Consider the following 2997-nt stretch of genomic DNA (forward strand, 5'->3'; position numbering starts at 1 on the left):
GGACGGACCTGGGTCCAGTCAACGGAGTTCCTCTTTACAGCCTTGAAGGCTCTCTCCTCCTCAGAGCAATCGCCGTCCTCAAGCTCCGCACACCTCTCCTTGGCAAACCTCCTTCCTGCAAGCTCAAGGTCTCTGACAGCCTTCTCAAGGAAGGGAAGGTGGGAAGTAGGTATGTCCTGGGTGTCGTATATATAGACCTCGTCGGTTGTGGTGTTGTGCTCGCAGGCGATGAAGACGGTGTCCTCGGGTATGTCTATACCCCTCTCCCTTAGCCTCTCCCTAACCTTCGGACTGTTCGCCATCTGGGTAAAGACCCTCGCGTTTATGTATCCGTGATCCCCTCCGCAGGCTCCGCAGTCAAGGGCTGATTCGTAGGGATTGTTCTCCGACCTGCTCCCGTGTCCTATCACAAGAACCAGCTTGCCGAAGCCGTCCGTGAGCCCGATAGACTTCAGAGCCCTCTCAACGAAGAAGACCTGCTCCTCAAGGGTGAAGCCTATCTTTGCCAGCTTCTCCATCTGTATCCGCATGTAGCCCCTCTCTATCCTGTACTCCTCCCTCAGGACCTTCAGGAGCTCCTCCGATATGCCGAGCTCCTCCACTTTCGCGGGTGATTCCTCCTCAAGGGCGAGCCTCCTTATCCTCTCAAGGGTATCCTCATCAAGGTCTCTTATCCCAAACCTGTCCCTCAGAGCCCTCCTTATCAGCTCCCTCTGGAGAAGCCCGATAACCTCAAGGGCGTACTCCCTGCTGGGCTTGTCCACCATGAGCTTTGTTGGGGGCTTCTCCTCAGAGAGCCTCTCTCTAAAGCGGGAGTAGCCGAGGGGAAAGAGGGTCTTACCCACCATATCAAAGCCAAAGAGAAGACCTATAGCCTCCACGGTTATGTAGGGAGTGAGTATGTTGTACTTGAGGTCGTGAAGTATCTCCTCCAGGACCTCCCTGAGGCTTTCCTTCTCCCTCTTGAGCTCTCTCCTGAGCTCAAGGACGACGTTCTTTGGCTTTATCAGGACGGGGCACAGGTGGGTCTCGTGTCCCTTTCCCAGCTCTATGAAGCTGACGGGAACTCCAAAGAAGCCGGCTATACCGTAGGTCTCGTACTCCCCGATCTCCTCAAGGTGCCTTCTGAACCTTTCCGAACGCACGTCAATGCAGAAGAGAGCCTGGGCGAAAGGTCTCTTCCTTTCCACCTGCACAGGCTTGAGCTTTTCTGCGATCTCATCTATGATGCTCCTTTCATGCGCCCTGAGCCAGAGGTAGCCCTCCTCCTTCTCAAACTCCTGAAGTAGCTCAATCAGTGAGCTCAGTTTCTCCTCCTCTAAAGAGAAAAGGGACTCCTTCTCAAAACCAGCCAACTCCCAGAGCCTCAGCAGGTAGGAGGCGGTGTTGAGGGCGTGGAGCTTCCTCTTCTGGGCAAAGTACTCCTCCTTCAATCCCTCAAGCCTACCCTCCTCCATCAGGTCTGCAAGCTTATCGTAGAGGTAAGAAGGTGCCCTTCCCGTGTGGAACTCGTACCTCATCACAGCCTCTTCAGGGTTTTTCAGGATGAACTCCCTGAGAGAGTGGTAGTTCATCTCCGAAGAAAGCTTCCTCCTCTCTTTTCTCAGGAGGGCTGTTCCGAGGGTAAGCCTTATAGCGAGGTAGTCAACGAGGTCCGAGGGGTGCTTTATCTGCCAGTAGTAGTCCTTGGTGCTTGACCTCCACCTTATGAAGCCAGTCCATCCGTGGAGCTTGGCAAGCTCAAGGGTGATGTAGTCCTCCCACAGCTCCTCAGGTATGTCAAGGAGCTCAAGGGTAAGGTACACCGCCGACTCCGGGTCTCCGCACTCCCTTACTATCTCCTCAATCCCCCGACAGCCCTTTAGGATGAACCTCCTGTTCCTCAGGGCTATCTGCCTCCAAGAGCCGTATAGTCCCCTATCCCTCAGGGGCATACCCCAGACAGCCTGCCCCTCATCAAGGAAGTCAGCACAGACCTTTATTACGAGCTCATCAAGAGTTCTCCCTATCTCCGTCCCAAAGAGGAGGTCAAGCCCATCGTAGAGGGTCAGCTCCCTGCCCAGCCTGTCAGCCAGCCCTCGGGCTGTGGTGTGGGCATCCTCGTTCCAGTGTATCCTCTTGGAGAGCCTCTGGACCTCCTCAGGGCAGCAGCTGAGGTGGAGGTTACTGTATGGTCTCAGGTCGGAGCCTTCCGTCATCAGTTTGAAGAGGAGCTCCTCCAGCTCAATTCCTTCCAGACTCCTTTCCTTAAGGAACTCCCTCAGAGAGTCCCTCAGGTACTCCTCCCTGACCTCACCCCTCCGAAAGAGACTCTGATAGGTCTCCCTGCTTAGGTATCCCCTTGCGTGAAAGAGCCTTTCTCCTCTCTCAACAGCCTCTCTGAAAGGCATCTCTTCAAGCCCGTAGAGGGGATTGTGGTGTATGAAGTTGCGCATGGGCCAGAAGTAGGGGATGACCTCCGAGGCAACGGTTACAAGGCTTCTTATGAATAGCCTCTTGCCCTCATCAAGCCTCACAGCATAACCTCCAGGAGAAGCATACCCAGACCGCACGTTATCACTATCAGGCTGAGCATGAAATAAAAGCTCCTTGCATCAAGGTCCTCGTAGAGCAGGTTACCGCTTTTGTCCCCCCACAGAAGCGAGGAGAGGAGCCTCATGGTACTCCAGCCCCAAAGGAGCCAAAGGGATGACAGAGCCATCAGCTCCAAAAAGCCCGACAGGAGAGAGGAGGTCAGGAAGTAGAAGAAGACGGTTCCCGTAGGCATCCCCGCCGAGAGAAGAAGGGAAAGGGCTACAATGAGGGAGAGCCTCGGAGAGACCCAGCCAAGACCCCCGAGGAGCTTCAGGTGGGAAGAACCGAACCTGTCAATCAGAAGGCGGTCAAGGATTCCGAGTAGGAGGAAGGGAAGGGAAAGGGCAGCCACCAAGAGGATGTTTACCTCAGCCCTGAGCAGGAAGAGCCAGAGAAGGGGAATCAGGGATAGGAAGTGATAGA

2 protein-coding genes are annotated in these 2997 nt (G+C 54.9%); both read right to left on the reverse strand.

Going from position 1 to position 2997, the window contains the following annotated elements; all coding sequences use genetic code 11:
* Positions 1 to 2516, reverse strand: a 2516-nt coding sequence (locus tag AC1HCM_RS06265; RefSeq protein WP_479460912.1) for a putative inorganic carbon transporter subunit DabA, incomplete at its 3' end; no start/stop codon positions are given.
* On the reverse strand, positions 2513 to 2997 hold a 485-nt coding region (locus AC1HCM_RS06270), incomplete at its 5' end, for a hypothetical protein (RefSeq protein WP_479460913.1). The genes AC1HCM_RS06265 and AC1HCM_RS06270, both read right to left, overlap by 4 nt.

This window comes from Hydrogenivirga sp. (genome assembly GCF_056450045.1).